Raw genomic sequence first — 24,854 nt, 5'->3', positions numbered from 1 at the left:
GATATTCATTATCCCAATGATTAGGTATGCAATGACTTCTTTTCTTTTCACATAAGCGACCAAAGAAAAGAAGCAAAAGAACGCCGCTTGATTAGAACAGATATTTTATACTATTATAATCGGAACGTTACTTATTACTGAAATATTCCTGTGCAATTTCCGCTACTCCCACACTAAAATATCTACCGCCATTGGTAACAACATCAATAGCTTTTTTAAAATCGTCCGTATCGCTACCAATGAGCAAATAACCTGTAAAACCAATTTCCAAAAGAGGTTTTACGGCTTTTTCTGCATCAATATCATTATGTGCAATCAGGTTAATGGTTGGATATTGTGTTCTCAATTCTTGAAGCTGTGCCAGCACATTCTTATTGTAAAAATCAAGGTCAATAATACAAATGTTGGGAAGTGTTTTTAATGCTGGTAATTGAGATAGTCCGTCTTCAATGTTTTCAGAACGGAACAATACTTCAATTCCTGAAGCAACGAGGTCGTTGCAGGTCAAATCCAAAATCGGGCTTTTATCATTGATAAAGGCGAGGGCAATTTTTTGTTGTGCTGTACCAGTTTCCATATCATTACTTTTTTGAGTTGATGTAGCCCTGCACAAAAAAAAGAAGCGCAGGCAACCACACTTACCGATACTGAGGCACTGGTACGCCTTAATCCCCGAATAAGCGAGCGCCCACGCCTATGACGTGAGCGTTCTTACTTATTGTCTTGGGGATACAAAAAATTACCAGTTTTCAGTACCAAGACCTAAAGCAAAAACACTTTAAGTATTGTTATATTTTACATAGCAAATATACTAAAGTCCTTCCGTTGAAACATAGTCAGAACCAAATTAATTAGAAGCAATGTCTGTCATTGGTTATATAGTTCTGTTCTAAGACGGTCAGAATATCCGTTTCCTTATAAATAATCTTACCCCCAATTTGTATATACGGCAGGATATTATCGTCACGGTATTGCTGTAAAGTCCGTTTACTGATATGTAACAGCCTACACACATCTTCGCCCGACAAGTATATTTCTCCGTTCATTACAGGACGGTAATTTTTTAATATTTCTTCAATACGGTTTCTCAACTGCATTATCATTTCCTGATGGGCGATGATTTCTTCCGTTTCATTCGTCAGTAAATCCATTGTCGTTGGTATTGTACGGCTGTCCGGCTTCGAGTAAAGCCTGTACGTCCGAGCGTTTATAATAATTCTTGCGGTTCAGTTTGGAATATGGTAATAAGCCTTTGTCCTTGTAGGTCTGCAAAGTCCGTTTGGTAATGTTCATCATCAAACACACTTCCTGGTTATCGAGCCATTGCTCCTCTTTGAAAATCGGGGTATATTTTCGTGTGGCATTTTCGGTCATTTCCAAAAGTTCCCTTAGGTCATTCTTCATTCCGTCCAATGCGGTTTTTTGTATTGCAATAACTTCCATTGTTTGCTCATTTTTTCTGTGGAAGTCGAATTTATAAAGGCTTATTGCAGGATTGGGAAAGGTTGCATTGATTGGCGTTGAAAGGCAGTGTTTGGCTTTTTACTTTTGCCATAAACGAAAAATCGGATAACCTTTTGAGCTATCCGATTTTTTTTATTTAAGCCCCGTTTTATAAGTGTTATCAAGTTTGTTGTGAATAATTGTTGCTACAACCAAAACTTCTGTCATTTGTGAAAGTTGGGTATCTTCCAATATTTTGGGGTTGTGTGCTTTTGGATTTCTGTACATAGAAAAAAATCCTTTGCAGAAATTTCCAAAACCTTTGTGTTCACTTTCTTCGCTTTGATTTTTCAGAGTATTGAAAGCAAGCATAGGTCTTTTGTCCTTTCCCAACGCAAAACAATCATCAACTAAATCTGCTCCGTCTGAAGTATAGCCACTTTTTTGCCTAAGCCTCTCTGCTACACTTTTCGTAATTTCAAGTATAGCGTGAAAATAATTTTCCTTTAACCATTCAGCTTCACAATAAGGCAAAATTTCTGAATGAACTCCAATTCCGTGTACTTTTTCTTTGATTTTTAGTGACCTGCTTTTTGCTTCCGAAATAGTTTTCGCCTTATCAACTTGTCGGGGCTGTCCACTTTTATCAATTTCTATCCCTTCATAAACAAGTTTCTCATTGATAGTTGTTCTATCTTTTTCAAATTCATCTTCGGAATTATATCTTTTAGGATTTAATAATCTAACAACAAATGCCAATACATTATTTCCACATCTGTCTTGTGCTTGTCTTTCTTTTAAAGCATAAAACAATCTGTCTGTTTTATTTGTGCCATATTGAGATTGAGAAATACCAGCACCTGATAAATGTTCTGTAATTTTCGTATGTGTCAGTATATTTGATATAATATCAGATATATTTCGTAGGGTTATGTCATCAAAGGATTTTGTCATTTTATAATTTTCCTCTTTATTATGAATACTAAATCATATAATCTAAATTTCCATAAAAATACTTATTTCGAGTTAGGTATCTCCACTTGTTGCTTCTCTTTGTCCTTTTTCATTTGGCTATAAGTCCATATACAGACAATACCGAGAATTATCAAAGCGTATGCAATCCATTTGCCGACACGTTCTATAAAACGGGTAAATACAGATGCTTCAAAACTCGAAAATCCCTCTGCACCCATACCATTACGCCTATAAAATTTCCTGCGGTTTATCCAATAAATAAGCACTATCGCAATAACGATAACAATAATACCAAACACCAATTGAGCCGTAACTGTATCCATACCCGTTAAGATTATAATTCAAGTAAATTTAAACAAAAAACAACGTACACCGAAAGCTGAAAAGCAAAAAACCGACCTGTAACAGTCGGTTTTGCTTTTATATAAGTAGCATTAATCACTACTGTTGAACTGAAAGCTCAACTGCTTTTCGTTACCGAAGTTATCGGAAATCCAAACCTCAAAGGATTGTGATACGGTAGATGCCGAAGTGTAATACAACCGGAACTGCTCCGTTGGCAACGAATACAAATCGTTTGGCAAATACGGTGGTTCGTCATAATACCGCAATGTGCCTTGACCGTCAAATTGAAAGTAGCGGAGAAAATATTGCGTGTTGCTGTAATTGCCTGTTCGCTGTATGGTAATCCGTATCTCTACGGTCTGCCCACTGGCAATATCTTTGGGTACAGGCATTACTTTGACCTCAAAAGGGAAATCGTTCTGTATTTCGAGTTCATCGTCTTTGCTACAAGATACCAACGTAACCGAAGCCGTGAGGATTGCCAAGAGTATATATATTGAGCTTAATCCTATCCTGAATTTATTGAATATTGCTATCATCATTTTACATTTTAAAAATTAAACCTTAATCCCACGCCTGCGGACGGTCGGAATTGTTCCAAGTCTGTACCCCACAAAACCTTTGTACGCCCTTGCAGGACTAACACAAAACGGTCGGACAGGTACGTTTCAAATGTGAGCCGTCCGCCTGCTCCGTAAACAAAATTGTCTTCGCTCAGTATCTTCGCTCCGTCATACAACATTGCTTCGCCACGGTTGATGCTTTCGTAACCGACTACGCCTGTTATTCCAAAGTTCAGCGTGATGTTCTTACGAACATCGCCCAACAGGAAGAAACTGTAACCGCCCTCTGCGGTATAAGTTTCCTGCGGTATGCGGAGGTCTTTATAATCGTGGTATTGGTGTGTATATTCCAACGCCCAAAGCTGGTAGTTACCATTTTTGCCGTTTACGGTCATTGCTACATTGATGTAATAATCGTTACCGATTTTATCATCGGACAGCACACCCGTACTCACTTCCAATCCTTTCTGTTTAGGTAACATTCTTTGTGCCTGTGTGACCGTGATGGCCATAAAGATGAGCATCACGGTATAGATATACTTTTTCATATTATTTACTTTAAAAGGTTATTAAAATTTCAGGTGCATATCGTTAATCAAACGAGCTTTGATTAAGTCGGAATTTTCTATCTGGAGTGTCTGATGCCTGCCACCGTTTTTCTCGAAAATCTCAATAAGTAGTACCTTGTCATCGGCAATGGTAAATTGGTCTAACAGGAACACGTTTTGCTCGGTCGTTTTTCCGCCAATCTCATCCAATGGTTTGTAAGTCCTAAGCGGTATCATCGGGCGTTCCTGCACTACGGTACGTTTGGCTACCTTTTTATCCACCACTTTGAAATTCACAAAATCAATCTGAAACGGCACATTGGTACGGTTTCTCAATTCCGTATGGAAATAGTATTTGCCGTTGTGTATGTAGATACCTTTGAGGATAAACTGAATACCGAAACTCTTAGCCCCGATATGCTTTACAATACGTTTGTCCTTTTTGTAAATGGTTTCCAAAAGCAAGCCTGCCAATGATGGCGAATTGTTGCCCAATTCTTCAAAAAGCACATCGTTTCCGTTGGCTTTATCAACCGCCTTTTGCATTGTCAAGAGGTCATAGCTCAACGCTTCGGGATAGGGACTGTAATACACATTGAAACTGTAAAAACGCCCGTCATTTGTGATAACTGAAAAATTGGTTTCCGCTTCAAATTCCCTTACCGATGCTTTTACACGCAATACATTTTCCGCATCTTCCGCTTTTCCAGCAATCAGGTATTCGCTTCCCAAATCCACATAACGGATGGCGGTCGGAAAAATAAGATGTGAAGTTTTATCGTAGGTAACTTCCATTCTATACGGTTCTATCTTGCCTAATGCAAGCGGAGTTTTTGCACTATCCTGTGCGTAAGATTGTACGGCAAAGCCGAGTATCAGGGCAAATGCCCAAAAGGTTTTTAAATGATTTTTCATTGTTTAAATTATTTGAGTTCAACATTATTTTTTAGATACAAGGAAGACCTGATGCCCTGCTTTTAGCGTAACCTTTGGGGTTCTTACCTTTTTGGCGAAATAGCCCGAAACACCCTGTACCACGCCACGGCTTAAATCAGCAGCAACCTGTTGTCCTGCATTCTGCGTGAGCATTATGCTTGTTCCCGAAGTCTGGCTCATATTGCCCGCCATTTCGGTAAGGGCGTTCATTTCGGGCGAATACGGAACGTACAAGCCTTGCTGTCCGTCCAAATCGTAAATAGTAATATCAACCGGAATGATGTTGCCCTCTAATTCTACGGAGGTAATCTTTAGCTGCAATCGACCTCCCTGAAATTTGGCATTAGCTGTTACAATCGTTCCTTTCGGAATGGTACGTTGAGGCGTTTGGGCTGGCTCTAACAATCGCAATCGTACCCCTGTTTCGCCAATAACCGTTTGCGCATCGTGTACACAGGCTTTGATACTGTTTTTCGGTTGTGCCGTTTGCTCAATAGAACCTGCGGTATAAAAGCCCCGGTTTCTTGTTTCGCTCCAATCGGCTAAAAAGGCACTGTCCGTAGGCTCACGATACAAAGCGGAAACGGTGTTCTTTCTTGTAGGTGTGAATGCCACAAAATGCTCCTTTTGAGTTGAACCTGCGGTAGCCGTACCTGCATCCTTAGCAGGTGGGGCTTCTGTCGAATTTGTACCTGTTGGCAGATACTTTGCCGCCATCTGGTAGGATTTCTCCATTATGGCAAGCTGGTCATCAACGGTTACAGATTTAGGTACATCTTTCTCGGCTAATTGTTCTTTTAGTTCGTCCAATTGCCTGCGGAGTTCTGTTGTTTCAGAGTTGTTATCCTGATAAAATGAACCCAATGTGCTTTGTGCATTGCGGTAACTGCTCAATGCAGGATTGCCGTTTCTTCCCGAACCTCTGCCAACGCCATAGCTGCTGTTTTCGTCTTCTTCGGGAAATTCATCATTAGGCTCTTTTTTGTCTTCAGTATTCCAATAGTCAGAAAGCGTGGTAAGTGCATTGCGTTTTTCTTGCTCTTTGCGTTCCAGCATTTCCAACTCGTAAGCCTTGCCTTTGTCGGCAGGCATTCCTGCTCCGGTAGCCTCCGGTACTGCATCGTTCAGCCCGATGTTCTCAATTTCCTTTTTGTCTGCGGATGGTTTAAATATGAGGTACATACAACCTACGAAGACAATTCCCATTAAGCCAAATATGAGTGGCTTTTTGAGCTTTTCGGCTTTGTTCTGTGTACCGTCTTGCAGTACATCAGTGGTTGCTGCCTGGTTCCCTTCCGTTACCCGAACAACCGACTTTTTGTTCTCATTTTCTTTCATAAATCTTGTTTTTTAGAATTGTTGATAATGTGTCCTGCAATCTTGCAGGACTTTCACTTTTTTTGAGGACAGGGTTTTCGATATGCTCAATGACCATATCGTTACCCGACTTTGAGGTATCGTACCATACTTTGCAAATGACACCTGCCGTAAGCAGTAGATACCCCACAAAAAAGTAAAGTGTGTATTGGTGCTGTTTCCGCAAGGGCAATGCCCGCCAGCGTTCGTCCAGCTTGTCAAAGTACCTGTCCATATTTGCTCTTAGTTTTTTCATAACCTTACTATTTCTGTTGTTATAGCTTGAAACGCTTAGGACTTTGACCTGCCTTTTGCTTCGGTTCTTCATTGACCAAAGCGACTGCCTCAACCGCTTTGGGTGCGGATATGACTGACAGGTTTGTCAGTTCCGATTTTTTCAGCAGTTGCCCAAATTGGTCTTTCCTTGCAACCTCCATTCTGTTAAGCGAGAATTTGCCGTTCAGGTATTTTACCCACATACTGCATTCTACACTTGGCTTGTCTTCGCCCGACCATTGCAGGTAGCCCGTCAGCAACAAGTCCTGTTTAGGCAAACTATCTGTACCTTTTTGGCAGTTTTCGAGGTATTCGCCGATACTTTCCTTCAACTTTCCAGCATACGCTCCCTGCGTATGGAAATAGCCGTTATATCCTTTATCGGTAAGGATTTTTGCAAACGTGCTTAAATCTGATAATGCTTCCATAAGATTGTTTTTTTAGCGTTCGATAACTTCTATATCCCTGTTTTCTATCACTGCAAACTTTTCGATGTTGAAGCCTTGCGGGTTGTTGTCCGAACGGACAGAGTTCACGAGATAACAGGAAGTAATCAGGTTACGCCTGGTCACGTTGCTCGAACGGATAATGAATTGTTTGGCGTAGGTACGCACCGCATAAGGATAGGTGTCGAAATTGCACACGACACTATCCACCTCAATGCGTTGCTGTACATTCCCCGAAATAATCCTGCTGTAATAGCCCTTTTCCGACAGGTCTTTGTAATAATCAAAAGCTGATTTATCGGCAAGGTTGAATGCCCTGCTCATATTGCTTTCGATAGCGTTCTTGTCGGGAGCAAGCGTAAAAAAGAGTTCGTGAAAACGCCTGACGTGTTCCCTTGCTTCCACAGGTCGGTTGATACTTGCATCTTGCGATAAGGCAAGCATCAACGATTTTCCATTATCCAGCACATAGATTTTTTGGCGTTGTTCTTCTGCAAAGCGGTAGGAACGCCATACGGCGTAACCTACCACGCTAATGCAGAGAACCGCAAACACAATGGCATATAATCTTATCTGCCTAAAGCTGTTTTCGATATTTCTTAGCGTTTTAAATTCCATTTTTTAGAATGATTAATGATTATTTATTCATCAGTTTACCGCCGATGTTTCCAACTGTTGAGCCTGCGCCTGCTCCGGCGATGTTTCCGGCTTTCATTGCTGTGGAGTTTACATTGCGGGTAAAGTTTCCTGCGCCTCCGGCTTGGATTACCCAACCTGTTACTGTCGGGATAGTGAAGTACCCGATGATGCCGATAATCATAAAAATGATGTACACGGTATTGCTCGTATCAGGTATGTAAGTAGGGTCGGCAAGCATTGCTATATCCTTTTCGATAATGAGGGATTGTATTTTGGCAAGCATAGAGCTGAACAGGTCTGCCACAGGCAACCACAGGTAAACGCTGACGTATCGGGTCAGCCATTGCGTGAGCGTGGACTGAAAACCGTCCCACACGCTTATCGCAAAGGCTATCGGCCCGAGTATGGACAGGACAATGAGAAAGAACGTCCTTATGGTATCAATAACCAAAGCTGCCGCCTGAAACAGTACCTCTAACAGATTGCGAAACCAATTCTTAATAGCTTGTTCGGTTTGGTAGGCAAACCTATCCATATACATTCCCGACATCGTAATCAAATCGCCGGGCGACCAGCCCAATTCTTCGAGCTTTTTATCAAATTCCTCATTTGATACGAGATAGGCTGTTTCAGGATTTCGTAGCATAGCTTCCCGTTCGAGCAGGTCTTTTTTCGCCTGCAAATTGTTGAGGTCAAGCACCTGATTTTCGAGGATTGTGTGAGTACCCTGTACCACCGGACTTAACACGGCATTGATTGTTCCCAATACGATAGTTGGGAAAAACATAATGCAAAGCCCCAAAGCGAAAGGACGAAGCAAAGGGTACATATCAATGGGTTCAGCCCTGCTCAAAGCCTGCCATACTTTTATGGCAACATAGAACAAAGCCCCCAATCCGGCTATCCCTTTAGCCACTGCCGCCATATCGGCGGACAGTGGGAGCATCTCATCATATAATGAGCGTAGGACTTCGTGAAGATTTTGAAATTCCATAACTACCAGTATTTTTGGTTAGGAGTTCCATAGAGGTCAAGCACTCTTTTGGTATTGTTCTGCTTTTTTGCTCTTAGAATACTTACAGAGATATTCTTATTGGTATAGTAGCGTACCAAGCTGTGGTATTCCTTTACTTCTTTGTACACTCTATCAATAATATCCATACGCTCTTTGTCGTTCAGCGAAAGGCTTGATGAGGTTACAATCTGTTTGAGTTCTTTCAGCAGTTCGGTACTTTCATTCAGCAATGCCGAATAACCATTGCTGATAGCTGCCAATTCCTGTGCAGAAAAATTCGGGTCGTTCATCATCTTACCGAAGTTGGTAACATACATTTCGGATACGTCACCGACAAGCAATACAGTCTGCTGTACCTTACGTGCATCTTTTACAAGATTATTTACAGCTTGTAGCTTGTCGTAATACTCCTTACCCTGTTTATACACCTTTTCCACTTCCTTGAAATTTTTAATTACATTGGATACCGTGGAAGAAGTCTGTACGATTTCATTCGCACTGTTGAGAATACCCGATGCCAGATTTGTGGGGTCGGTTACTACCCATTGTGCTTTTGCGGACGGTGCTACGGCGAGCATTAGTGCCGTACACACCATAAAAAGGAACTTTTTCATTTTTATGAATTTTAAAATGTTAATGACTATTGATTTGCTTTGTCACGCCTTTGCATTGCGATATGCTTAATGGCGAGTTCTACGTTACCGTCCAATTCGGAAGCTAATTGCATTACCTCCATTTTTTCGGTTTCTTCGGTGGTGTATGCGAGGTATTCCTCCAAACTAACTTCGGTGGCATAGACTGCCGAGTTCGTACCACCTAAGCCAATCCAAACCTCTTTGTACAGTCGGCTTGCATCGTTGTTCATATTGATAGAAAGTACCTGACCTTTTTCCTTATCTGTAAGCCCCAACATTGCCTGTATGTCATCGAATTTATTCATATACTTACGCTGGTCTAAGAGGATTTTACAGTCGGAATTGTTGATGATACTTTCTTTTACAATGGGCGACTGGATAATATCATCTACCTCTTGCGTAACGACAATCGCCTCTCCGAAGAATTTGCGGACGGTTTTAAATAAATATTTTATATATTCCGCCATTCCTTCTTTGGCAATCGCTTTCCACGCTTCTTCAATCAGGATGAGTTTTCGGATACCTTTCAGCCTCCGCATCTTGTTGATAAAAACTTCCATAATGATAATTGTGACTATGGGAAAGAGGATTTTGTGGTCTTTAATCGCATCAATTTCAAACACGATAAAGCGTTTGGAAAGCAGGTCTAACTGCTTGTCGGAGTTCAACAGATAATCGTATTCGCCACCCTTGTAGTAGGGTTCGAGGACGTTCAGGAAATTTGCAATGTCAAAGTCTTTTTCCCTTACCTGTTTTTCTTCGAGTACCTTGCGGTAATCACCTTTGACATACTCGTAGAAACCGTTGAATGATGGGTAAACATCATCTGTTTTGATACGTTCAATATAACCTGATACGGCATTGGATAATGCCACTTCTTCCGAACGGGTTGGCGGTTCATCATCACGTTTCCATAGTGTCAATATTAAGGTCTTAACACTTTCTCTCTTTTCGATGTCGAAAACCCCATCATCCGTGTAAAATGGATTGAATGCAATCGGGTTGCCTTCGGTGTACGTAAAATAAACACCGTCTTCACCTTTGGTCTTTCCTTTGATGAGTTCGCATAAGCCCTGATAAGAATTACCCGTATCTACCAACAATACGTGTGCGCCCTGTTCGTAGTATTGCCTTACCATATGGTTTGTGAAGAACGATTTTCCCGAACCTGACGGACCAAGTATAAACTTGTTCCGGTTCGTGATAATGCCACACTTCATAGGCAGGTCGGAAATATCCAAATGGATAGGTTTTCCTGTAAGCCTGTCAGCCATCTTGATACCGAACGGCGAGGGCGAATTGTGATAGTTGGTTTCTTCTGTGAAGAAGCACAAGGCAGGTTCGATAAAAGTGTAAAAACTTTCCTCACTCGGAAAATCGCCTGCATTGCCGGGCATTCCAGCCCAAAACAAAGTGGCTACGTCCGTAGTGTTGTGGCGAGGCTTACACTCCATCAATGCCAATGCACTACCGCAATCGTTCTTTAACTGTTTCAGCTCCGCAGGGTCTTCCGACCACGCCATAATGTTGAAGTGTGCCCTGATAGACGACAGACCGAAGCTGTGGGCTTCGTTCAGGTATTTTTCTATCCACTCTTTGTTGATTTGGTTTGCCCTGCTATACCTTGCCAAAGAGTGCATATTGCGGGCGGACTTTTCAAACTTTTGCAGGTTGTCTTCGCTGTTATCCAAAAACAAATATTGGTTGTAGATATGGTTACAGCTAAGGAGTAATCCCACGGGAGCAGCGAACGACAAACGGCAGTCGCTCCGGTCGGTGGATAGCTTTTCAAAACGGGTATCAGCCGATACCGTTCCGGGCAAATCGTCTGTATCGGACAAGGTGTGCAGGCTCAACCTTTTGTTTCCGATACGGACTTCTTCCGTTCCGAGTGCGATGTCCTGCATCGGTGTTCCGCTTTCCCTTGACAGGGTTAGGTACTGTTCCAACAATCCCTGCTTTTCGTCCGTTCCGATGATTTCATCTTCGGTAAGGCGTTGCAGGGTTATGAAACCGCTATCGTTCACGATACGCTCAAACTGTGCCACCGCTTCCATAAAGCGGTGTATCGTTTCCTTGTTCCTGATTTCCTTTGGTATGAGCGTACCTTTGCAAAGCGAACTGAAGTTGCTTTGCATACGCATTCTTTCCTTAGTGGTCTTGGTCAGGAACAGGTAACAATAATGGTTCAGAAATGGTCGCTCATTAAAATGGCGTTGGTAGGATTTAGCCAAAAAACTTTGGTCTTCCTTTGCCAAATCGGGAGCATAGCTTTCTTTGATGTACCAATCCTGTTTGTGGATGACCGTAAAATCCGGCAAGGTCTTGATAGCCTTATGCCAGGCGGAGTGAATAGCTTCGTATTCCGCCGATGCTACCGTAAACAGTTCCGGCAAACGAACCTCAAAGCAGGCGGTAATGTCCGCATCTTTGGAAAGGATGCAGTTGTTTTCTACTGCCAACAAAGGAAATTTGTTTTCCAGCGTTGTTGTCTTTGCAACGTTTCTCATAGGGCATTCGATTTAGGAGTGAATTTCAGATAGCGGTGTACAGGCTTGCGACAAATGATGTATCGGGGATGTCTTTTTCCTGCTCCGATTTTCATTAGCCCGTGTTCGCCGTACTTCCTGTTTAGTGAAAAGGTCTGCCACACAATGAGCGAAGCACCGCCTGCTCCGAGGAACAGGCAGATGTAAGAGTTTACGCCTGCCATATACAGTATCATCACGAGGATGAGCGTACCGAGCAGTCCGCCAGCGAAAATGAACAGGTATTGTGCTTTCAGTCCCTTAAATTCCACTGTCCTGCCAATGCCTTTGTTTATGTTGTAATTGTTCATAAAGCAAAGGATTAAAGGAAGAATGAACGCAGGATGGTAGCCGCTACGATTAAGAAGATACACGCACCGAACCAGCTTGCCGCAGTCTTCGATGTGTCGGGGTCGCCCGAACTGAACTTATTGTAAACTTTAACGCCCCCTATCAAGCCCACGACCGCACCGATGGCGTAGATTAATTGGGTTGCGGGGTCGAAATAGGAAGTTACCATTTGGGTAGCCTCGTTGATACCTGCCGAGCCGTTTCCCTGTGCGAACGCACCAATTCCTGACAGCATAGCCACGGCTGCCAGCAAAACTTTTTTTCTCTGTTTTTCCATAATTGAAACACATTAATTTGTTATTGTTATCCCGCACCTTGCGGACTTTCGGAACAAAGGTGTTTCAGAAATCAGGGCGTTATAATAAAGTGGCAGTCAAAGGAATGATTTGGCAGTGAGTGGCTTTATAGAAAGTCTAAATCCGTATTTATTAAACTATTTTGCTTAAATTTGACATATTTAGACAAGTCTTAAAAAAGCAAAATGGCATTTGGAAAACACATAAAAAGACTAAGAGAAAGTAAAGGATTGTTCCTACGGGAAGTTGGGGCTGCATTGGAACTGGATAGTGCTTTTATCAGTAAAGTCGAAAATGAAGAAAGACCATTGCCAAGAAAACACATCGAAAAGCTTGCAGAATTTTTGAATACCCCAATTGATGAGCTATTGGTTTTATGGTTTTCAGATAAAATAAAGGGACTTATTGACGATAAAGAAATAGGAAAGCAGGCTTTAAAAATTGTTTTAAAAGAATTAAATGCAATCAAGAATAATGCAGATTAGGTTTTTAACAACTCTTCTTTGGCAATAAAAAGGTTAACAAATAAAATATGCGAATATGAAATACATTTTACTCAACAATAACAGTTCTGTTGCTTATGATGATAGTGATGCTACTGATATAAAAGTATATATCGACGGCAAACTTCACGATTTCAAAGAAAGTACCGAAAATAGAATTGATTATGCAATTGCAACAAATAGGAATAAATACTCCCAAACTCTAAATAATCAGTTTGAGAATTTATTACTTCTAACTGGTGCAGGGTCATCTATTGGTTGGGGAAAAGATGGGAAGTTGGGTAAGTCGATGGCAAACTTATGGGATGATGCGGAAGCTCTTTTAACAGCCGATGTTTTTGGAAAGTTACTTGAAACTATTGGCTACGATGAAAAATGGGATGATGGCTCTATAGTAAAGAATTTAGAAAAGGTTCTTTCTATGGCAACACCTGCTATACCATATATACCCAAAGAGGATATAGATATTGAGGATTGTGTAAACAAAATTAAAGATTTTATCAAAGAAGCCTGTCAATTGAGTTTGCCAGATAATTCGCCACATACGCTCTTATTAAATAAAATAACGAAACGCAAAGTTACTTTACCAAGATTTAAGCTGTTTACATTGAATTATGACCTAATGTTTGAACAATCAGCTTGTGAAAGCAATTTTGTTGTTATAGACGGGTTTTCATTTTCTCAACCAAGAATATTTAGTGGGCGTAATTATGATTACGATATTGTTTCCCGCAATCAAAGTAGAGTAAAAGAAGAAGACAATTTTATTCAAAAAGTTTTCCATTTGTACAAATTACACGGTTCTGTAAATTGGGAAAAGCAAGACAACAAGATTATACAAAAAGAAGAACCTGACGAACCATTGATGATATATCCACATCAATCAAAATATGAAAGCTCTTATGAACAGCCGTATTTTGAAATGATGTCGAGGTTCCAGTCCAATTTGAGAAAGGAGAATGTTTTCCTTATTACAATAGGCTTTAGTTTCGGGGATAAACATATCGTAACCGCAATCATCGAAGCCTTGGAACAAAATCCAGGCTTTCAATTGATGATTGTAAATAAAGGGATAGATGAAACCAACGAAAATATGAAACCCTTTATTGATGCTGCAAACAAATATTCCAATATATCTATTGTTTCAGAAACCTTTGAGGATTTCGCTAAGAATTATCCTGACTTAAAATCTTACAATCAGGAAGATACACGACAAATAGTAATTAATATCCCTAATAGTTAGATATGAGCAATAGCCCCTTTAATCACAGTCATTTTCTTGGGTATGTAAATTTTGTATCCCCTGCATTTGTGAAAGTGCATTTCCCGTCTTCTGTTTTGATGAAAACATTTGTTCACCACGCAGAAGTGTTGAGAGGTGGACTTGTAGGAAACTATATTGTTGTTGAGGGAGAGGAAAAAGGTTTTCTGGGAAAAATGTTGGAAATATCGTTACCTGAAAAAGAACGGTTGGAATTAAGTGAAAGAACTTTTTCAACTAAAGCATTTCATCCAGTAGGAAGAATAGAAATTCTTTTATCATTTGATTTGTTTGACCCGAGTAGAATAGAAAAAGGGATAAATAGCCTCCCACTCATTGGTTCTAAGGTATTCATTTGTTCGTCGGAATTTCTTTCTACACATTTCAAAACCTTTGGCATAAAACCCGAAAATATCGAACATTCTCCTACTTTTAGAATGGGGAATTTGATATACGATAAAAATGTTCCCGTAGATATTTCTTTGCAAGCGATATTTAGTCGTCATTGTGCGGTTGTTGGTACAACAGGAGGAGGGAAAAGTTATACCATCAGCAAATTTATTGAGGGAGTTATAGAAACCGGAGCAAAAGCTATAATCTTAGACCCAACGGGAGAATACTCTACATTTGATGCTCATCCAAAAGTTGACCATTCAACACTGATTTCAGAAAGCTATTTTCCATATCAGAATTTAACCATTAATGATTTATTCGTTCTGTTCAGACCATCAGGACAAGTACAGCAACCCGTTTTATTGGAAGCTATTAAGTCGTTAAAAGTTGCACATTGCTTATTAGGGAATATTCCTAATAATGGACATAATAATGATGGAACTAACGATACTTTTACATTCAGGGGTCAGCAAGTAGTTATAAATAATGGATTAGTTGTAAAACAAAATAATATTACTGCGGCATATAATAATGCCTACTTTACTTATAAATCTATTATAGAAGATTTCACAATAAATAATTTCAGTATAAATCTACTCCACAGGCAAATAGGGAATGAATGTTTTCAAATATTCAACGACCGTTGGGCAAACAATAGAGATGAAAGAAATTATGGAAATGCAACGAGTTTAATAATGCGTGTTAACAATGTAATATCGGACAATGATTATTCCGGTATGTTTGGATTTAATGCTCCAACCACAAATAACCTAATAACCAAGATAGACGAGTTTTTGAATAATCCAGAATTAAATATTTTAAGAATTGGTTTTGAAAATGTACCTTATAATTTTCAGGCAAGAGAAATCTTGGCAAATTCATTGGGAAGATACTTATTGAATAAAGCTCGAACTAATATTTTCAGAGAAAATCCTCTAATTCTCTTTGTAGATGAAGCCCATCAGTTTTTAAACAAGAAAATTAAGGATGAATATTTTGAAAGCACAGAATTAAATGCTTTTGATAACATTGCTAAAGAAAGTCGTAAATATGGATTATTTCTATGTTTATCAACACAAATGCCAAGAGATATTCCTGTTGGTACGCTAAGTCAAATGGGAACATTCATTACTCATAGGCTGATAAATTATCAAGATAAGGAAGCAATCGCGAGTGCTTGCTCGACTGCCAATAAAGAAACTCTTTCTTTTTTACCATCTTTAGGGTCAGGAGAAGCAATTATTATGGGAGTTGATTTTCCAATGCCAATATCAGTCAAAGTAGATATGCCAACAATTACACCGAAGTTCGATACTCCAAAATTTGTAAAAATAGCGGGCACTTAGTTTTATAGCGTTTGAACAATTTTTAATTTGTGTCTAACATACAAAAGGGAGCTTGCCTAAACAAACTCCCCAATGTCAAAATCACTCAAATCACTTTTCCGCAAAGTGGAAGAACTGTCTTCCGTTTCAGATGAAAGGGTGCTATCCAAAAGCTCGGCTATTCTTCGGGAAGCATCTTCCATAGAATTCTCCAATAGGCTGAATAATTCGGTTCCCTGTATTTTTTGAACTATGGCTATCGCTGTTTCCTTTTGGGCTGGTTCCAATTCTTCTTTTTGGAGCAACACCCCCACGGAGCTTAGTTCTTCAAAGGTAACCCCTTGGGCAAAACCGTCATCGCCACCGGATATTCCGTACCTGTTCCAATCTTCTTCCTCTTCCTCCAAATCAGGTATATTACTGAAAACTTCGTCCAGCTCTTCCTTGCGGATTTGAATGCCGACGTTTTCATTTTCGTCGTATTCAATGTCTAAATTAGCGGGGTTTATCTCCGGTTCCTCAATTTGGCGTTCATTGGCAGCGTTTGGCATTGAAAGGCGTTCTACGGATTTTGGCTGCCCCATAATATCGGGCAGGTTCGGATTGACTTTCTTCTGCGGAGGTTCTTGTTTTGTCCTTTTCTTAATGACAATCTTATCCTGTAAAAGCAGGACAATGACTATCAGCAGGCATATCACAATTACTATTTCCATAACGTAGGTTTTTTAAAACAAGCCTTTGTACTTTTCGTTGAACTCTTTTGTAATCATATCTTCAAATACTTTAAAATGATGTTCAAGAATATTATTGAGATAGGCAAACAAGGGTATTTTATCATCGCCTATAATCTGGACTATGCGGGTTAAACGCTCGTGATGTTCAGGACTTAGGTATATGCTTTTATTGCCTCTTTTCTGCATTTTATTCATTTGCATAAATGCGTTTTCATAGGTTGTTTTAGCTGTATTGCTAACTGTATCGGAGTTGCTGCCGGCTGCAACAGTATTCCTGTTCTTTTTATCTTTCTTCATTATAGAATGGGTTTAAAATGTTCATTGAAATAATCGGTAATATCGTCCCCGTACTCCCTGAAATGATGTTCAAGAATATTGTCAATGTAAGAGTAGAGCGTTGTTCTTTCTTCCCTTGTCAGTTGAACGATGCGGAGCAATCTTTCGTGGTATTCAGGGCGTATGTAAACGACCTTGCCATTACGCCCCGATGGAAAACGATTGACCAAAAACGTTTCCTCGTAGTCCGCTTTCTTTGATGAACTGTTACGGGCTTTTTCCCTGGGCTTGTTTTCCTTTGGTACATCCTGCTTTTTGTTAATGGTCGGTGGAGCAACAGGCTCATCGCCGCTTATGACGTTCATAAGGTATTCCTCATCAACATTGGGCTTTTCAAAATCGTTGTTTTTGTTATCTGAAGCCATACTTTACTATTTTTATAGATGAGTGATTTTTAAAAATTCCTCGACAAACAAATCCATTTTAGTTGCTTTCATTAACTGTGGTTCGGCAGGCAGCAAACTTGACCTGAATACATAACTGCCTGTGTCGTCTGTTTCCTTTCGGAAACGCTTGCTGTCCATTATCCTTGTTTCCATTATGGGCAGGTTGAGTTCTTTGATGACACTTTGATACGCATCATACAAACCTGTTTTTTCCCTGCCATCCACTTGGTTCCAGAACAGCCACATCTCTTGTTCGGGATTGCCCTCGTCCGTTTGGGGAAGTCCGAGAAAGGCTTTGGTAAAGCCCAATGTACTTTCCACTACCAAACGGTCGGCAGTAATGGGCGAAAAGATGAAGTCCATTTTTTTTAAGGTTGTCAGTACACCTTTGGTATTGGCTGTTCCCGGCAGGTCGAAGAAAATAACATCCGGCACAACCGCCGACTGGCTTCTGTATTCCGATGCTTTCTCCAGAGCTGTTTCAGCCTTGCATTTGATAATCGGGTACGCTTTTTTGTTGATGGCTTGAAACTGCTTCATTGCCGCCTTTTTATGGTAGTCGTTCTGCATTATGGTTCTCTTATCCCGTTCACGCATATTGGTCAGGCTGTGTTGCGGAAAGTCGCAGTCCATCACCAGCACATTAAAACCTAAACGGTAGTGAAGCACACTTGCCAGCAAGGTGGTCATTGTAGATTTTCCCACACCGCCTTTTTGGGTGGAGAAGCTGATTTTTAAAGTTTTCTTTGTTGTTTCCATTATTTAAAAATTTATTGTTACACACTTTATTTGTTTTGCAGGATTGAATATTGGTTTATCTGATTATTACCTCATTCCTATATTCCTGCATTCCCTTTTGCGTACTTTCCTGCACAGGTATTTGCTTTCATTTTTGCCTTGTCAGGCACATTCTTTAGCAAGTGGCAAACCTTACAATAGGTAAATTGCTTTACCGCTTTTATGCTTTTACACTTTTATTGTTTTATGCTTTTAAAACCTTATGCTTTTATTCCAAACTGCCTGTTTGCAAACCTGATTTTCTTCTTTGTCGAAATACATTTTTTACTACCTGCACTAAAATTATACGGCAAATAAAGCGATTGATTTATCCGCTGATTGAGGTGTGGCAGTGTTTGGCACTCAAAGGCAGTCTTTGTCCGGGTATCGCATTGCAATACTCTTACAGGTAGGGCTTTACTTTGTACAATGATTATTATTAACGGATTTATGCAAAAGTCTTTTGACAAAATGGAGGGTAACGGGAACGGCATCGAGCCGTTTTCCCTGTTACATTTAATCCGTCCCGAAGGGCGGATTTTTGTGTTCAACGGAACACGGCAAGTTGTGTTTTGAGCATCTCGGAATGATTTCCGATGCTCAAAACAACTTGCCCTTTGCAGGGGGCAGAAAACACCTTCCGAAGTCAGGGTTTTGTATGGATTTTAAAATGGATTAGTGATGAACGATAACAACAAAAAGCAATTGAAAAAGACCGGACGCCGCCCAAAAGAAGACCCGGCGACCATCCGCTATACGATTTCCTTTAACGAGCAGGAACACGCCCGTTTTCTTACCCTGTTTGATAAATCAGGTATGCAGGTAAAGGCGCATTTCATAACGTCCTGCATCTTTGACAAGACCATAAAGACCATTCAGATTGACAAAGGAACGGTTGATTTTTATATGCGGCTAACCTCTTTTCACAGCCAGTTCCGTTCCATAGGTGTAAATTATAACCAGATTGTAAAGCTGTTGTACAAGCATTTTTCCGAGAAAAAAGCGGCAGCGTTCCTCTACAAATTGGAAAAACAGACGGCTGAAATGGCGATGCTATGCCAAAAAATTATTCAGCTAACCGAGGAATTTGAAGCAAAGTACCTGAAAAAACAGCCTTAGAAATGATAGCGAAAATCGGTAGAAGCGGAAATTTATACGGAGCATTGGCGTACAATCAGCTCAAAGTGGAGAATGAAAACGGACAGATTTTGTTTGCCAATAAGATGATTGAAACCGCTAACGGGCATTATTCCGTTGCACAATTAGCCCAGTCTTTTGCGCCTTACCTGATAGCCAACCGCAATACCGAAAAACATACGTTGCATATTTCGCTCAATCCTGACCCGAATGATAAAGTAAGCGATGATAAGTTTAGGGAGATGGCAGAACAGTATATGCGGGAAATGGGTTACGGAGAACAGCCTTTTGTGGTGTTCAAACACACGGATATTGACCGCAGCCATATACACATTGTATCGGTTTGCGTGGACGAAGAGGGTAAAAAGATTTCGGACAAGTTCGAGAAAATGCGGTCTATGAATGTGTGCCGTGAGTTGGAAAGAAAACACGGATTGATACCCGCAACTGATAAGGAGCATCGGCAGAACGACAAGGTTTTCCGCCCGGTAAACTACAAAGCTGGAGATGTGAAAAGTCAAATCGCTTCAGTAGTTCGCCACTTACCAAATTACTATAAGTTTCAGACTTTGGGCGAATACAATGCCTTGCTTTCCCTGTTCAATATTACCACCGAAAAAGTAGAGGGCGAATTGCAGGGGCAGCTACGGCAGGGTTTATTATACATTCCTTTAAACGAGAAAGGCGAAAGAGCCGGGCATCCGTTCAAGGCTTCTTTGTTTGGTAAAGATGCAGGGCTTCCGGCTTTGGAACTGTATTTTGCGAAATGCAAAACGGATTTAAAAGATAGTCCAACCAAGCAGACCTTACAATCAGCCGTTACCATTGCCTTGAAATCAACAACTGATGAAATGGGCTTTAAGAAGCAATTAGCCGAGCAGGGAATTAACGTAGTGGTGCGGAGGAATGATACAGGGCGTATTTACGGAATGACATTTATAGACCACAATTCTAAAGCGGTTTGGAACGGTTCACGTTTGAGCAAGGAACTTTCTGCCAATGCCTTTAATGATTATTGGAACAATAATATCAAACCGGAGATTAAAGAGCCAGTTGAATTACAACCGAAAATATCTACATCAAATGATGCGGATCTTCCTGCGGAAGAACCACACCATTTGTTCGACTTCTTAACTACTGGTAAACACGAAGATGGTTTGATTGAAGCACTGGGAGGCTTATTGCCCGAAGCCCAGGGCGAAGATTACGAGGAACAGGATTTTGCCAATAAAATGAAGAAGAAAAAGAAGAAAGGTAGTAGGTTGTAAAAAATATCTATTGATTGAAATATATGTTTCATTTTTAAGGTTGTACAGCTTCAGTCTTCACACCACATATAACGAAGCTCATTTTTTTATTTTGTAATTTTGTTACAACAAATCAGCATTGGATTAATGAACATAGACCTTTTACTTGAGAATATATATCCGCTTCCAGATACTTCAAAAGAATTGCTCAAGAAATCAATTACAGAGGTTAAATATAAAAAAGGGCATATTCTTTTGAGAGCTGATAAAATTGAAAAGAACATCTACTTTATAAAGAAAGGTGTAGCAAGAGCATATTCATATAAAGATAATGATGAAATCACTTTTTGGTTTGGCAAAGAGGGCGATACTATTATTTCAATGAAAAGCTATATAGCCAATCAGAAAGGATATGAAAATGTAGAGTTGTTGGAAGATTGCGAATTATATAAACTGAAAACAACAGTCTTACAAAGACTTTTTGAGAATGATATACATATTGCAAATTGGGGGCGAAGATTTGCCGAAAAAGAACTTATAAAAACAGAAGAAAGGCTTATTTCTCGACAAGTCCGAACAGCTACCGAACGATATAAGGAACTTTTGAAAAACAGTCCCGATATAGTCCAGCGAGTGCAATTAGGACACATTGCTTCTTATTTAGGTATAACACAAGTCAGTTTGAGCAGAATTAGGGCAGAAATAAAGTGAACGGCTCATTTTTTATCATTTGTAAAATTTCACCTCAATTCCGTTTCCGACCTTTGCAGATAAAGAACAAAGGAAATGAATTGGATAATTTTAGTTGTAGCAGGGTTGTTTGAAGTGGCTTTTGCATTCTGTTTGGGAAAAGCAAAAGAAACAACAGGAAATGAAATGTATTTGTGGTATGCAGGTTTTCTCGTTACCCTTACTATGAGTATGGGACTTTTGATTAAAGCAACCCAAACTTTGCCCATCGGAACGGCTTATGCCGTATGGACAGGTATCGGAGCAGTCGGAACAGTTTTAGTCGGTATTCTTGTATTTAAAGAGCCTGCAACATTTCTGCGAATACTTTTTCTTATCACTTTAATAGGCTCGATTGTCGGGCTGAAAGCCGTATCAGCTCATTAAATAATGTTTTAAAAAAATGAATATAACAATAAGAAAAGCCGAAGAAAAGGACAGCGAGAAAGTTTGGCATTTAATGAAAGAATTGGCTGTTTTTGAAAAATACATTGACAGTTTTGCCATTACACCCGAAATTGTCAGAAACAGCGGATTTAAGAAAAACCCACCCGATTTTTATTGCCTTGTGGCAGAAGATAATGATAAAATCGCAGGAATGTTGGTTTATTATTTTCTTCCTTATACAGCCCAAAACCGTCCTGCTATTTATATGAAAGAGCTCTATGTGGACGAAAATTATCGTGGTCAGAAAATTGGCGAACAACTAATGAATGCGTTAAAAACTGAAGCAGAACAAAATAATTGCAGTCAAATAAAATGGACGGTTGCACCGTGGAATAAAGTAGGAGTGAAATTTTATGAACGATTAGGAGCAAGAGAAAATACCGAATGGCTTAACTACGAATGGAATTTAAAATAGATGGAACCAATGGAAATAAGAAAAGTAACATTAAACGATATTGAACAACTGCAACAGATAGGCAGACAAACATTTTCAGAAACATTTTCTTCGAGTAATACAGAAGAGAATATGACAACATATTTAGAGGAGGGATTTTCCAATGAAAAGCTAATAGAAGAATTGAACAATGAAAGTTCCGAGTTTTATTTTGCCTTATCTGAAAACGAATTAGTTGGTTATTTGAAAATCAATTTCGGGCAATCGCAAACAGAATTGCAAGACGACACAGCACTTGAAATTGAACGCATTTATGTTTTAAAGGAATTTCACGGTAAAAAAGTCGGACAAGTGCTTTATGAAAAAGCTATTGAAATTGCCAAACAGAAAAATGCACACTACGTTTGGTTAGGTGTTTGGGAAGAAAATCCTCGGGCAATCAGCTTTTATAAGAAAAATGGTTTTGTTGAATTTGACAAGCATATTTTCAAATTAGGCGATGATGAACAAACCGATATAATGATGAAATTAAAATTAGAAGAGAGGATTTTGTAAATTAAATTGAGCCTCACAAGGGGCGAGATGGACGAAGCCGTTACTTTTGAGAAAGAATAAGGACAAAATCAATTTTACAATAAGGTTGAAAAGGTAGCGATTTGCTACCTTTTTCATTTTATACTAATCTGCCAAATACTGCCACACAACGCCACTTACTGCCATATTTTAAGAGCCGACAGCAACAGCCTTTAAATTCACGCCCGAACATTAAAACTTAAAATAATGCAGGGAGAAGACGATTTAAGAGGGCTTGCCAAAATAATGGCTTTTATGCGGGCAGTCAGTATTCTTTTGGTGCTGATGCACCTTTATTGGTTCTGCTACGGTTTCTTTTTAGAACGTGGCTGGACGTTGGAAGTAATCAACAAGATGTTAGGCAATTTCGACCGTACGGCGGGCTTGTTTTCACATACCCTTTATACAAAAGCATTCGCTTTGGTTTTACTGGCTTTGAGTTGCTTAGGGACAAAGGGTGTAAAGAATGAGAAGATAACCTGGTCTAAAATTTATGTGGCGTTGGGCATTGGCTTTGCGCTGTTCTTCCTGAACACACCATTGCTAAAGCTATCCCCCGCAACAAGCACATTTCTGTATATTCTTACTATCTCGTTAGGTTATATCGCCTTGCTGATGGCAGGCGTATGGATGAGCCGATTGCTCCGTACCAACCTAATGGACGATGTTTTCAATAACGAAAACGAGAGCTTTCAACAGGAAACCAAGCTGATGGAAAACGAGTATTCCGTCAACCTGCCCACCAAATTTTACTACAAAGGCAAATGGAACAACGGTTGGATAAACATTGTAAATCCTTTCAGGGCATCAATCGTGTTGGGTACTCCGGGTTCCGGTAAATCTTATGCCATCGTAAACAACTACATCAAGCAGCAGATAGAAAAAGGCTTTAGTATGTACATCTACGATTTCAAGTTTGACGACCTTTCGACTATCGCCTACAATCATTTACTAAAGCACCGGGATAAATACAAGGTACAGCCGAAATTTTACGTGATAAATTTCGACGACCCACGCAAGAGCCACCGTTGTAATCCACTCAATCCCGATTTTATGACCGACATTTCTGATGCTTACGAAGCGGCTTATACCATAATGCTAAACCTCAACAGGTCGTGGATACAGAAGCAAGGCGATTTTTTCGTGGAAAGCCCAATTATTCTTTTAGCTGCTATTATTTGGTATCTGAAAATCTATGAGGATGGCAAGTATTGTACGTTCCCACACGCCATTGAATTGCTGAACAAAAAGTATTCGGACGTATTCACGATTTTAACCTCATACCCCGATTTGGAAAACTATTTGTCGCCCTTTATGGATGCGTGGCAAGGTGGCGCACAAGACCAGTTACAAGGGCAGATAGCATCGGCAAAAATACCTTTGTCAAGAATGATTAGCCCGCAGTTGTACTGGGTAATGACCGGGGATGATTTTACACTCGACATCAATAACCCGAACGAGCCGAAGATTTTGTGCGTGGGTAACAATCCCGACCGCCAAAATATTTATTCAGCAGCATTAGGGTTGTACAATTCCCGAATTGTCAAGCTCATCAACAAAAAAGGACAATTAAAGAGTTCGGTTATCATAGATGAGTTACCCACGATTTACTTCAGAGGACTGGATAATCTTATTGCAACTGCGAGAAGTAATAAGGTGGCAGTATGTTTGGGCTTCCAGGATTTTTCGCAATTAACGAGGGATTACGGCGACAAGGAAAGCAAGGTAATACAGAATACGGTAGGTAATATATTCAGTGGTCAGGTGGTTGGAGAAACGGCAAAAAGTCTTTCGGAGCGTTTCGGTAAAGTATTACAGAAACGTCAGAGTATGACCATTAACCGCAATGATAAATCCACCTCTATTTCCACACAGTTAGACAGCCTTATTCCGGCTTCCAAAATTTCAACGCTTACACAGGGTATGTTTGTCGGTTCTGTATCGGATAACTTTGATGAACGTATCGAGCAAAAGATATTTCACGCCGAAATCGTGGTAGATAATGAAAAGGTAGCCGCCGAAACCAAAGCCTACCAAAAGATACCCCAAATCTTATCTTTTGTAAATGAGCAGGGCGAGGATAAAATGAAGCAGGAAATTGAAAGCAATTACAAACAGATAAAAAAAGACATCCTGAATATTGTTGTTAGCGAAATGGAGCGTATCAAGAATGACCCGAACTTGCAGCATTTGGTACAGGACGGATAATTTAAAAGGGAGGCTTAAATGACCTCCCTTTTTTATTGCCTGCCCGTTCAGG

31 protein-coding genes are annotated in these 24,854 nt (G+C 40.0%); 10 read left to right on the top strand and 21 right to left on the bottom strand.

The features are described from left to right. Positions 1 to 127: 127 nt before the first annotated feature. The 17 genes from AACP56_RS09870 to AACP56_RS09790 form a co-directional block, all read right to left on the bottom strand. Positions 128 to 577 carry a response regulator transcription factor gene (locus AACP56_RS09870; protein WP_066439708.1) on the bottom strand — a complete coding sequence of 150 codons (450 nt, stop codon included), beginning with the start codon at positions 575 to 577 and terminating at the stop codon, positions 128 to 130. Between the two features lie 274 nt (positions 578 to 851). Beyond that, complete coding sequence (locus AACP56_RS09865) at positions 852 to 1,151, bottom strand: helix-turn-helix domain-containing protein (RefSeq protein ID WP_066439707.1); 300 nt, start codon at positions 1,149 to 1,151, stop codon at positions 852 to 854. Beyond that, a complete protein-coding gene (locus AACP56_RS09860) occupies positions 1,132 to 1,443 on the bottom strand; it encodes a helix-turn-helix domain-containing protein (RefSeq protein WP_066439706.1) in 312 nt (103 codons plus the stop codon). The genes AACP56_RS09865 and AACP56_RS09860 overlap by 20 nt, the downstream gene beginning before the upstream one ends. Before the next feature lie 153 nt (positions 1,444 to 1,596). Further along, a complete protein-coding gene (locus tag AACP56_RS09855) occupies positions 1,597 to 2,397 on the bottom strand; it encodes a TIGR02391 family protein (protein WP_066439705.1) in 801 nt (266 codons plus the stop codon). Between the two features lie 62 nt (positions 2,398 to 2,459). Next, entirely contained in the window at positions 2,460 to 2,741 is a 282-nt protein-coding gene (locus AACP56_RS09850) for a molybdenum ABC transporter permease (protein WP_066439704.1), read from the bottom strand. A gap of 111 nt (positions 2,742 to 2,852) precedes the next feature. Continuing rightward, a complete protein-coding gene (locus AACP56_RS09845; RefSeq protein ID WP_066439702.1) occupies positions 2,853 to 3,302 on the bottom strand; it encodes a DUF3872 domain-containing protein in 450 nt (149 codons plus the stop codon). Between the two features lie 11 nt (positions 3,303 to 3,313). Then, entirely contained in the window at positions 3,314 to 3,874 is a 561-nt protein-coding gene (locus AACP56_RS09840) for a conjugal transfer protein TraO (protein ID WP_066439701.1), read from the bottom strand. A gap of 21 nt (positions 3,875 to 3,895) precedes the next feature. Then, positions 3,896 to 4,789, bottom strand: coding sequence for a conjugative transposon protein TraN (traN, locus tag AACP56_RS09835; RefSeq protein WP_066439697.1), 894 nt, complete (start codon positions 4,787 to 4,789; stop codon positions 3,896 to 3,898). 24 nt (positions 4,790 to 4,813) lie between these two features. Next, positions 4,814 to 6,148, bottom strand: a complete 1,335-nt coding sequence (traM, locus tag AACP56_RS09830; protein WP_066439696.1) for a conjugative transposon protein TraM — start codon at positions 6,146 to 6,148, stop codon at positions 4,814 to 4,816. Further along, on the bottom strand, positions 6,135 to 6,422 hold the full coding sequence (locus AACP56_RS09825; protein WP_019974903.1) for a hypothetical protein: 288 nt from the start codon (positions 6,420 to 6,422) through the stop codon (positions 6,135 to 6,137). The genes traM and AACP56_RS09825 overlap by 14 nt, the downstream gene beginning before the upstream one ends. Before the next feature lie 19 nt (positions 6,423 to 6,441). Then, complete coding sequence (locus tag AACP56_RS09820) at positions 6,442 to 6,870, bottom strand: hypothetical protein (protein ID WP_066439692.1); 429 nt, start codon at positions 6,868 to 6,870, stop codon at positions 6,442 to 6,444. A 12-nt stretch (positions 6,871 to 6,882) separates the two neighbouring features. After that, positions 6,883 to 7,506 carry a conjugative transposon protein TraK gene (traK, locus tag AACP56_RS09815; RefSeq protein ID WP_249601201.1) on the bottom strand — a complete coding sequence of 208 codons (624 nt, stop codon included), beginning with the start codon at positions 7,504 to 7,506 and terminating at the stop codon, positions 6,883 to 6,885. A 19-nt stretch (positions 7,507 to 7,525) separates the two neighbouring features. After that, positions 7,526 to 8,521 carry a conjugative transposon protein TraJ gene (gene traJ / locus AACP56_RS09810; RefSeq protein WP_249601200.1) on the bottom strand — a complete coding sequence of 332 codons (996 nt, stop codon included), beginning with the start codon at positions 8,519 to 8,521 and terminating at the stop codon, positions 7,526 to 7,528. A gap of 2 nt (positions 8,522 to 8,523) precedes the next feature. Continuing rightward, positions 8,524 to 9,156 carry a DUF4141 domain-containing protein gene (locus AACP56_RS09805; RefSeq protein ID WP_019974899.1) on the bottom strand — a complete coding sequence of 211 codons (633 nt, stop codon included), beginning with the start codon at positions 9,154 to 9,156 and terminating at the stop codon, positions 8,524 to 8,526. Between the two features lie 26 nt (positions 9,157 to 9,182). Then, complete coding sequence (locus AACP56_RS09800) at positions 9,183 to 11,687, bottom strand: TraG family conjugative transposon ATPase (protein WP_123860958.1); 2,505 nt, start codon at positions 11,685 to 11,687, stop codon at positions 9,183 to 9,185. Next, the gene (locus tag AACP56_RS09795) at positions 11,684 to 12,016 is read right to left on the bottom strand and encodes a DUF4133 domain-containing protein (protein ID WP_019974897.1); all 333 of its coding nucleotides are present in this window, start codon (positions 12,014 to 12,016) and stop codon (positions 11,684 to 11,686) included. Before AACP56_RS09795 ends, AACP56_RS09800 begins: the two co-directional genes overlap by 4 nt. 11 nt (positions 12,017 to 12,027) lie before the next feature. Next, positions 12,028 to 12,333: a DUF4134 domain-containing protein gene (locus AACP56_RS09790; protein WP_002979435.1), complete on the bottom strand. Its 306-nt coding sequence runs from the start codon at positions 12,331 to 12,333 to the stop codon at positions 12,028 to 12,030. A 204-nt stretch (positions 12,334 to 12,537) separates the two neighbouring features. On the opposite strand from AACP56_RS09790, the gene AACP56_RS09785 reads away from it, so the two are divergent. From AACP56_RS09785 to AACP56_RS09775, 3 genes are all read left to right on the top strand, one after another. After that, a complete protein-coding gene (locus tag AACP56_RS09785) occupies positions 12,538 to 12,837 on the top strand; it encodes a helix-turn-helix domain-containing protein (protein ID WP_019974895.1) in 300 nt (99 codons plus the stop codon). 55 nt (positions 12,838 to 12,892) lie between these two features. Next, positions 12,893 to 14,098 carry an SIR2 family protein gene (locus AACP56_RS09780; RefSeq protein ID WP_019974894.1) on the top strand — a complete coding sequence of 402 codons (1,206 nt, stop codon included), beginning with the start codon at positions 12,893 to 12,895 and terminating at the stop codon, positions 14,096 to 14,098. 98 nt (positions 14,099 to 14,196) lie between these two features. Then, a complete protein-coding gene (locus AACP56_RS09775; RefSeq protein ID WP_019974893.1) occupies positions 14,197 to 15,855 on the top strand; it encodes an ATP-binding protein in 1,659 nt (552 codons plus the stop codon). Between the two features lie 56 nt (positions 15,856 to 15,911). On the opposite strand, the gene AACP56_RS09770 is transcribed toward AACP56_RS09775, so the two are convergent. Genes AACP56_RS09770 through AACP56_RS09755 form a run of 4 tightly spaced genes read right to left on the bottom strand, consistent with a single transcriptional unit; the run spans position 15,912 to position 18,049 of the window. Further along, entirely contained in the window at positions 15,912 to 16,547 is a 636-nt protein-coding gene (locus AACP56_RS09770; RefSeq protein WP_019974892.1) for a hypothetical protein, read from the bottom strand. 12 nt (positions 16,548 to 16,559) lie between these two features. Then, on the bottom strand, positions 16,560 to 16,865 hold the full coding sequence (locus AACP56_RS09765; protein ID WP_066434593.1) for a DUF3408 domain-containing protein: 306 nt from the start codon (positions 16,863 to 16,865) through the stop codon (positions 16,560 to 16,562). Further along, the gene (locus tag AACP56_RS09760) at positions 16,865 to 17,269 is read right to left on the bottom strand and encodes a DUF3408 domain-containing protein (protein WP_066434606.1); all 405 of its coding nucleotides are present in this window, start codon (positions 17,267 to 17,269) and stop codon (positions 16,865 to 16,867) included. Before AACP56_RS09760 ends, AACP56_RS09765 begins: the two co-directional genes overlap by 1 nt. Positions 17,270 to 17,281: 12 nt before the next feature. After that, positions 17,282 to 18,049 (bottom strand): ParA family protein, encoded by a 768-nt coding sequence (locus AACP56_RS09755; protein WP_019974889.1) that lies wholly within the window; start codon positions 18,047 to 18,049, stop codon positions 17,282 to 17,284. 699 nt (positions 18,050 to 18,748) lie between these two features. Here AACP56_RS09755 and mobA point away from each other — a divergent pair. From mobA to mobC, 7 genes are all read left to right on the top strand, one after another. Next, the gene (gene mobA / locus AACP56_RS09750; protein ID WP_120181176.1) at positions 18,749 to 19,186 is read left to right on the top strand and encodes a conjugal transfer protein MobA; all 438 of its coding nucleotides are present in this window, start codon (positions 18,749 to 18,751) and stop codon (positions 19,184 to 19,186) included. 2 nt (positions 19,187 to 19,188) lie between these two features. Beyond that, positions 19,189 to 20,472, top strand: coding sequence for a conjugal transfer protein MobB (gene mobB / locus AACP56_RS09745; RefSeq protein ID WP_120181175.1), 1,284 nt, complete (start codon positions 19,189 to 19,191; stop codon positions 20,470 to 20,472). Positions 20,473 to 20,598: 126 nt separating this feature from the next. Continuing rightward, the gene (locus tag AACP56_RS09740) at positions 20,599 to 21,162 is read left to right on the top strand and encodes a Crp/Fnr family transcriptional regulator (RefSeq protein ID WP_120181174.1); all 564 of its coding nucleotides are present in this window, start codon (positions 20,599 to 20,601) and stop codon (positions 21,160 to 21,162) included. A gap of 75 nt (positions 21,163 to 21,237) precedes the next feature. After that, positions 21,238 to 21,567 (top strand): DMT family transporter, encoded by a 330-nt coding sequence (locus tag AACP56_RS09735; RefSeq protein ID WP_120181173.1) that lies wholly within the window; start codon positions 21,238 to 21,240, stop codon positions 21,565 to 21,567. A 16-nt stretch (positions 21,568 to 21,583) separates the two neighbouring features. Further along, complete coding sequence (locus AACP56_RS09730) at positions 21,584 to 22,042, top strand: GNAT family N-acetyltransferase (RefSeq protein WP_120181172.1); 459 nt, start codon at positions 21,584 to 21,586, stop codon at positions 22,040 to 22,042. After that, positions 22,043 to 22,576, top strand: a complete 534-nt coding sequence (locus AACP56_RS09725) for a GNAT family N-acetyltransferase (RefSeq protein WP_120181171.1) — start codon at positions 22,043 to 22,045, stop codon at positions 22,574 to 22,576. Positions 22,577 to 22,801: 225 nt separating this feature from the next. After that, on the top strand, positions 22,802 to 24,802 hold the full coding sequence (mobC, locus tag AACP56_RS09720) for a conjugal transfer protein MobC (RefSeq protein WP_120181170.1): 2,001 nt from the start codon (positions 22,802 to 22,804) through the stop codon (positions 24,800 to 24,802). The last annotated feature ends 52 nt before the right edge of the window (positions 24,803 to 24,854 follow it).

Origin of the sequence: Croceitalea sp. MTPC6 (assembly GCF_036985525.1) — a bacterium.
Taxonomy (GTDB): Bacteria; Bacteroidota; Bacteroidia; order Flavobacteriales; family Flavobacteriaceae; genus Croceitalea.
Note: the sequence above shows the minus strand (reverse complement) of the source record. Positions and strands in the feature narration are given on the sequence as shown.